Raw genomic sequence first — 7,200 nt, 5'->3', positions numbered from 1 at the left:
GGTGCCGCTCCCCCCTCCCCCCGCCCCCCCCCCCCCCCCCCCCCCCCCCCGCCCCCCCCCGCGACCACATCCTCGATCATCTCCACCAGCCCCATCTTCATGCCGTCGTTGGGGTGGTAGATGCGCTCGACGCCGTAGGCCTGCAGCTCGGCGATTTCCTCGGGGGTGATGGTGCCGCCGCCGCCGCCGAACACGCGGATGTGGCTGGCGCCGCGCTCCCTGAGCATGTCGACCATGTACTTGAAGTACTCGACATGGCCGCCCTGGTAGCTGGACAGGGCGATGCCGTCGGCATCTTCCTGCAGCGCGGCGCGCACGACGTCCTCGACGCTGCGGTTGTGGCCCAGATGGATCACTTCGGCGCCCTGCCCCTGGATCAGGCGGCGCATGATGTTGATCGCTGCATCATGGCCATCGAACAGACTGGCCGCGGTGACGAAACGCAGCGGGGAAACATCCGCGCGTGCTGCTGGAAGCTGGGAAGCCGGTGTGCTCATTCGCGCCCTCACTCGCGTATTGCCTGCATTAGAGGCGGAATTGTAGCGCGCGGCGGAGTCCCGCCCCATGACGCCTTTGGTTGAAGCACCCTACGCCGCCGTCCGGGACGCCGCCGCCGCCGGTGACGTACGCCTGTTCAGGCGAATCCGTACGGCAGGTTCGGCGTCGACACGACGCGCTGCCCCACGGCGCGTCCGTCAAGGAAGGACAAGGCCGCGGTGATGACGGCGGGCTCGGTGAGAATCCGGTTGTGTCCGAGCCCGCTGGTGCTCAGCAGGCGCGCTTCCGGCCAGTAGCGCGCATAGCGTTCGCCTTCCGACCAGGGCACTTCGCGATCCTCCAGATCGTGGACGATCAGCGCGGGACTGGCGATGCGCGGCGCATTGAGATGGGCCTGGAATCCCTCCACGGCCATGCCGGTCAGCGACTCGAATTCGTCGAACAGGCGCGCAGAAAGATGCGCCGCCAGGCCGACGAAACCGCCGAACCGCTGCGCCGCGGCAATCGGGTCGGCCGCCGGCGCGATCAGGATCGCGCGCTCGGCCTTCAGGCCCCGGGCGAGCGCGATCATGGCGGCCGCGCCACCGAGCGAATGCGCCACCAGTGCCTGCACCGTGCCGAAACGTTCGGCGAAACGGTGCAGGACGTCGGCGAACATCGGCAGAGTCGCCCGGTAACCGCTGCTGCGGCCGTGCGCGATCTGATCCAGCGCGACCACCGCGTAGCCCGCGCGGCGCAACGGTTCGACCCACGGCAGCAGTTGCAGCGCGTAGCCCGACCAGCCGTGCGCGAGCAACGCGACCGGCTGGTGCTGCGGGTCGCCCCAGGCGTACCACGTGAGCCGTTCGCGGCCATGGACGAAGGTGTGGACGCTGGCGCCCCAGGTGTCGCTGCGGCGTGCCCGCTCCCGTCCACCGGGCATCGGCGTGCCGAACAGGCGGAAGGCGCGCTGGAGCGTGGCTTCCGGCATCAACCAGCTGCCCAGGGCGAAGGCGGATCGCAGAGGCAGCAGGCGGACATTTTTACGAACGGTCGTGCTTTTTAGCGGCGAAACGACGGCGGCCATGGGGGACTCTCCGGATCAGGCGGCGTAGGAGGCGAACAGGTGGTCGAGCGCCCGCCGGGCCAGGGTTTCGGCCTGGGCGGGATCGTACATGCGGGCGTTGTGCAGCCCTTCGGTGATGGCGAACAGTTGGAAAGCCACCAGCACGGGATCGGTGTCGGCGGCGAACTCGCCGCTGTCGATGCACATCTGCGTGGCCTTGTCGACGACGGCGCGCCACTCGGTCAGCCAGGCAATGACGCGCTCGCGCATCATCCCGGGCCGCGCGTCGTATTCGTTGGCCGCGCCCAGGATCACGCAGCCGTCGGGGTTGGCCCGCACCCAGGCGAACCAGCCTTCCATGATCGCGCGCAATCGCGCCAATCCGCGCGGCTGCCGTAGCGCCGGCGCCATCACCGCTTCGCCGAAGCGGCGTGCGGTCCAGTCCAGCACGGTCAGTTGCAGGTCCTCGCGGGATCCGAAATGGGCGAACACCCCACTCTTCGACATGCCCGCGGCCTGCGCCAATTCGCCTATCGACAAGCCTTCCAGCCCTTGCCGGCAGGCGATGGCATAGGCCCGCTCGACGATCATCTCGCGGGTGGCGGTGCCCTTGCTGGTGGCGGCGCAGAGGTTCATGGGCGGAAAAATAGCACGATCGTTCGCTTAAGTCAGCCGGGCCAGGAGGGGCTCAAAAGCGGGATCCCGTCCACAAACTGCCTCCGGCAGGCCGTATGGATTAGAATGCCCGCCTGCGACGACCACGGCGAGCCGGAAACGTCGCTTTTTTGTTTTGTGAACAAGCGGTTAGCCAAAGCCACCCGGCGTAGCCCGCGGCCCCACGCCGCACCGGAGCCTTAGATGATCTTCGAAACCCTCGACACGTCCGGCCATGAGCAGGTCGTCTTCTGCCACAACCCCGACGCCGGCCTGAAGGCCATCATCGCGGTTCACAGCACGGTCCTGGGTCCCGCCCTGGGGGGCGTGCGCATGCGCCCCTACGCCGACAGCCAGGCCGCGCTGACCGACGCGCTCCGGCTCAGCCGCACCATGACCTACAAGAATGCACTGGCCGGCCTCAATGTCGGCGGCGGCAAGGCGGTGATCATCGGCGACAGCACCGCCGACAAGACCGAGGTGCTGTTCCGCTCGTTCGGCCGTTATGTCGACTCGCTGGGTGGTCGCTACATCACCGCCGAGGACGTGGGCACCGACGTCAACGACATGGAGAACGTCTACCGCGAGACCGAATACGTGGTCGGCGTGCACCAGGTCCACGGCGGTTCGGGCGACCCCGCCCCATTCACCGCGTACGGCGCGCTGCAGGGCCTGATGGCCACCCTCAACCGCAAGTTCGGCAACGAGGAAATCGGCAAGTACAGCTTCGCCGTGCAGGGCCTTGGCCACATCGGCATGGAGTTCGTCAAACTGCTGAAGGAACGCGGCGCCAAACTGTTCGTCACCGATCTCAATCCCAGGCTGGTGGAGTACGCGGTGGAGGAATACGGCGCCGAGGCGGTCAAGCCGGACGAGATCTACGACCTGCCGGTGGACGTGTTCTCTCCATGCGCGCTGGAATATGCGATCAACGCCGAGACCCTGCCGCGCCTGAAGGCCAAGGTCATCTGCGGCACCGCCAACAACCAGATGTCGCACGTCACCGGCGTGGATGCCGCCAAGCGCGGCATCCTGTACGCGCCGGACTACGCGGTGAACGCCGGCGGCGTCATCAACGTGTCGCTGGAAATCGACGGCTACAACCGCGAACGCGCCATGCGCATGATGCGCACCATCTACCACACCGTCGGCAAGATCTTCGATCTGGCCGAACGCGAGAACCTGGCGCCGCAGTACGCCGCCGACCGCATCGCGGAGGCGCGCATCGCCGCCATCGGCAAGCTCAAGCTGCCACTGGGCCGGACCGCGCCACGCTTCATGGGGCATCTGCGCGGAGAGCGTTGATCGCCAGTACCCACAGGCCGCAATAGGAGGGAGGACCGAATGCGACCCGTTTCAATCGCTGCTTTTCCACTTGGCGAGGACATCGACGCGCTGCGCGATGCGGTGCGCCGGTTCGCGGATGCCGAGATAGCCCCGCGCGCCGCGCAGATCGATCACGACAACGTGTTCCCGCAGGACCTGTGGCCCAAGCTGGGCGAAATGGGCCTGTTGGGCATGACCGTGGACGAGGCCTTCGGCGGCAGCGGCATGAGCTACCTGGCCCACCTGGTGGCGATGGAGGAAATCTCGCGCGCGTCCGGATCGGTCGGCCTGAGCTATGGCGCGCACTCGAACCTGTGCGTGTCCAACCTGTTCCTCAACGGCAATGACGCCCAGCGCGGCAAGTACCTGCCGAAGCTGTGCACCGGTGAATGGAAGGGCGCGCTGGCGATGAGCGAGCCGGGTGCCGGTTCGGACGTGGTCGGTTCGATGGGCTGCCGCGCCGAACTGCGCGACGGCGTGTGGATCGCCAACGGCAACAAGATGTGGATCACCAACGGACCGGAAGCCGACGTGCTGCTGGTCTACATGCGCACCGCCGGCAAGGAAGCGGGCAGCAAGTGCATGACCGCCTTCATCGTCGAACGCGGCATGAAGGGCTTCTCCACGGCGCAGAAGCTGGACAAGCTGGGCATGCGCGGCAGCAACACCTGCGAACTGGTGTTCGAGAACTGCGAGATTCCCGCCGCGAACGTGCTGGGCGAAGTCCACCAGGGCGTGAGGGTGCTGATGAGCGGCCTGAACACCGAACGGCTGGTGCTGACCGGCGGCCCGATCGGGCTGATGCAGGCGGCGCTGGACATCACCCTGCCCTACGTGCGCGAACGCCGCCAGTTCGATTCGCCGATCGGCACCTTCGGCCTGATGCAGGGCAAGCTGGCCGACATGTACACCGCGCTGCAGTCCAGCCGCGCGTTCGCCTACCAGGTCGCCCGCGACTACGACGCCGGCCAGGGCTCGCGCGCCGCCGCGGCCGGTTGCCTGCTGCACGCCTCCGAGGCCGCGGTGCAGGTCACCCTGGAAGCCATCCAGGCGCTGGGCGGCAACGGCTACATCAACGAGTTCGACACCGGCCGCCTGCTCCGCGACGCCAAGCTGTACGCCATCGGCGCCGGCACCAACGAAATCCGCCGCATGCTGATCGGCCGCGAGCTGTTCGACGGCCGCGCCTGAACAGGCACCCCACCGCCGCCCGGTGCCCCGGGCGGCTTCCCCCTGTCCAAAGGACCGATTGCTGCACCGCATCGCGAGCGGGATAATCGGGCCACCCCTACACGAGGTTTCGTTTCATGTCCGATATCGTCATCGCCGCCGCCAAGCGCACCGCCATCGGCTCCTTCATGGGCCAGTTCACCGGCGTGCCGACCCCGACCCTGGGCGCGGCCACCATCCGCGCGGCGCTGGAGCAGGCTGGCGTCCCCGCCGCCGACGTGTCCGAAGTCATCATGGGCTGCGTCCTGCCCGCCAACCTGGGCCAGGCCCCGGCCCGCCAGGCGTCGCTGGCCGCCGGCCTGCCGACCGCGGTCGGCTGCACCACCATCAACAAGGTCTGCGGTTCGGGCATGAAGGCGATCATGCTGGGCCACGATCTGATCAAGGCCGGTTCGGCCAGCATCGTCGTCGCCGGCGGCATGGAGTCGATGACCAACGCCCCGCATCTGATTCCGAACTCGCGCACCGGCAACCGCTTCGGCAACTTCCAGGCAGTCGACCACATGGCGTGGGACGGCCTGACCAATCCGTATGACGGCCAGGCCATGGGCGTGTTCGCCGAGGCCACCGCCGCCAAGTACGGCTTCACTCGCGAGGAGCAGGACGCCTACTCGACCGAATCGGTCAAGCGCGCCCAGGCGGCCCAGCAATCGGGCGCCTTCGACGCCGAAATCGTTCCGGTCAAGGTCGCCACCCGCAAGGGCGAGGTCGAGGTGGGCACCGACGAACAGCCGGGCAAGTCCGACCTGGCCAAGATCCCGACACTGAAGCCGGCCTTCAAGAAGGACGGCACGGTCACCGCCGCCAGTTCGTCCAGCATCTCCGATGGCGCTGCGGCGACCATTCTGCTGACGGCCGAGGAAGCCGCGAAGCGCGGGCTGCAGCCGCTGGCGAAGATCGTCGGCCATGCGACCTTCTCGCAGGAGCCGGAATGGTTCACCACCTCTCCGGTGAGCGCCATGGACAAGCTGCTGAAGCAGATCGGCTGGACGGTGGACCAGGTGGATCTGTTCGAGGTCAACGAAGCCTTCGCCGTGGTCGCGATGGCTCCGATCAAGGACCTCGGCATCCCGCACGCCAAGCTCAACGTCAATGGTGGCGCCTGCGCGCTTGGCCACCCCATCGGTGCCTCCGGTGCCCGTCTGGTGGTCACCCTGATCCATGCCCTGCGCCAGCGCGGCGGCAAGCGCGGCGTGGCTTCGCTGTGCATCGGCGGTGGCGAGGCGACCGCCATCGCGGTGGAGATCGTCTGAGCCTTTGGCTCGGCCCGGGCGGTCGCGGCATCCCTTCCGGATACCCGGCCGCTTGCCATTCTGGCGGTTCGGTGGTTGCTTTAACGAAGGTTTGACAAAAATAACCAGCGGACCGCTTGACAGGCGTAACTGGCTTGTCATCATGTTGCAGGCGCGCAATAGCGCGTTGCCTAACTAACGACGAGGAAATGCAACATGACCATGAACAAGGCTCTGATCGCGCTGGCTCTGGGTTTCGCCCTGGCTGCGTGCTCGAACCAGGAACAGGCTGCCGACGCCGCTGCCGACGCCAACGCTGCTGCGACCGAAGCCCAGGCTGCTGCCGACGCTGCCGCCCAGGCTGGCACCGCGACCGCCGACGCCGCCCAGCAGTCGGCCGACGCCGCTGCCACCGCCGCTGACGCTGCTGCCACCGCCGCGACCGACACCGCCGCTGCCGGCACCGCCGCCGCCGCCGACGCTGCTGCCGACGCCGCTGGCCAGGCTGCCGACGCTGCCGGTCAGGCCGCTGACGCTGCCAAGGACGCTGCTGCTCCGGCCGAAGAAAAGAAGTAATCACTTCTTAGCTTCATAGCGTTAAAATTGAAAAAGCCGCCGGTTGATTGGCGGCTTTTTCTGTACCCGGGCCCGGGCACTGGCGCCGCTGCTCCCAGCGGGCAAGGACGCTCACCCGTTTTGCTCTCAACCAAAACCTCACTGGGGATCCAAATGAAGACCAAGTTCTACATCCTGCTGGCCGCCGCCGTCCTGGCCCTGAGCGCCTGCAACAAGAGCGAAACCACCGACGCCGCCGCGACCGACGCCGCTGCCGCCGCCGACCAGGCTGCCACCGCCGCTGGCGACGCCGCGACCGCCGCTGGTGACGCCGCCGCCGCCGCTGGCGACGCTGCTGCTGCCGCCGCCACCGACGCTGCCGCCGCCACCGCCGACGCCGCTGCCCAGGCTGGCGACGCCGCTGCCGCTGCCACCACCGACGCTGCCGCCACCGCCGCCGGCGCCGTGGCCGACGCTGCACAGGCGACCGCCGACAAGGCTGCCGAAGTGGCCGACAAGGCTGACGCCAAGGCTGAAGAAGCCAAGAAGTAATCGTCCGGCCAACGCCGAACACGACAAGGCCCGCGCAAGCGGGCCTTGTTTTTTGCGGCGCGGAAAGTTTGGCTGGCCTGCGGCTTTGTGTTTACATGCCGCCTTTCC

General features: G+C 67.8%; 8 protein-coding genes. 5 read left to right on the top strand and 3 right to left on the bottom strand.

Translation table 11 applies throughout. The features are described from left to right. The 3 genes from AC3DEZ_RS17735 to AC3DEZ_RS17725 all read right to left on the bottom strand — a co-directional run. Positions 1–497: cobalamin B12-binding domain-containing protein (locus AC3DEZ_RS17735; RefSeq protein WP_488389416.1), on the bottom strand; the 497-nt coding region annotated here is incomplete at its 3' end. Between the two features lie 137 nt (positions 498–634). Then, on the bottom strand, positions 635–1,564 hold the full coding sequence (locus AC3DEZ_RS17730) for an alpha/beta hydrolase (protein ID WP_488389415.1): 930 nt from the start codon (positions 1,562–1,564) through the stop codon (positions 635–637). Positions 1,565–1,579: 15 nt separating this feature from the next. Beyond that, entirely contained in the window at positions 1,580–2,179 is a 600-nt protein-coding gene (locus AC3DEZ_RS17725; protein ID WP_488389414.1) for a TetR/AcrR family transcriptional regulator, read from the bottom strand. Between the two features lie 222 nt (positions 2,180–2,401). Between AC3DEZ_RS17725 and AC3DEZ_RS17720 the strand changes: the two genes are divergently transcribed. The 5 genes from AC3DEZ_RS17720 (at position 2,402) to AC3DEZ_RS17700 (ending at position 7,092) form a co-directional block, all read left to right on the top strand. After that, on the top strand, positions 2,402–3,502 hold the full coding sequence (locus AC3DEZ_RS17720; protein ID WP_488389413.1) for a Glu/Leu/Phe/Val dehydrogenase dimerization domain-containing protein: 1,101 nt from the start codon (positions 2,402–2,404) through the stop codon (positions 3,500–3,502). Positions 3,503–3,541: 39 nt separating this feature from the next. Continuing rightward, on the top strand, positions 3,542–4,714 hold the full coding sequence (locus AC3DEZ_RS17715) for an acyl-CoA dehydrogenase family protein (RefSeq protein WP_488389412.1): 1,173 nt from the start codon (positions 3,542–3,544) through the stop codon (positions 4,712–4,714). A 116-nt stretch (positions 4,715–4,830) separates the two neighbouring features. Beyond that, the gene (locus tag AC3DEZ_RS17710; RefSeq protein ID WP_488389411.1) at positions 4,831–6,006 is read left to right on the top strand and encodes a thiolase family protein; all 1,176 of its coding nucleotides are present in this window, start codon (positions 4,831–4,833) and stop codon (positions 6,004–6,006) included. 195 nt (positions 6,007–6,201) lie between these two features. After that, a complete protein-coding gene (locus AC3DEZ_RS17705) occupies positions 6,202–6,561 on the top strand; it encodes a hypothetical protein (RefSeq protein WP_447102513.1) in 360 nt (119 codons plus the stop codon). Between the two features lie 153 nt (positions 6,562–6,714). After that, positions 6,715–7,092, top strand: coding sequence for a hypothetical protein (locus AC3DEZ_RS17700; RefSeq protein WP_183637134.1), 378 nt, complete (start codon positions 6,715–6,717; stop codon positions 7,090–7,092). Positions 7,093–7,200: the final 108 nt, after the last annotated feature.

It is taken from the genome of Pseudoxanthomonas sp. 134C1 (assembly GCF_057773065.1).
The sequence above is the reverse complement of the archived record's forward strand: the minus strand, read 5'-3'. Positions and strand labels throughout refer to the sequence as shown.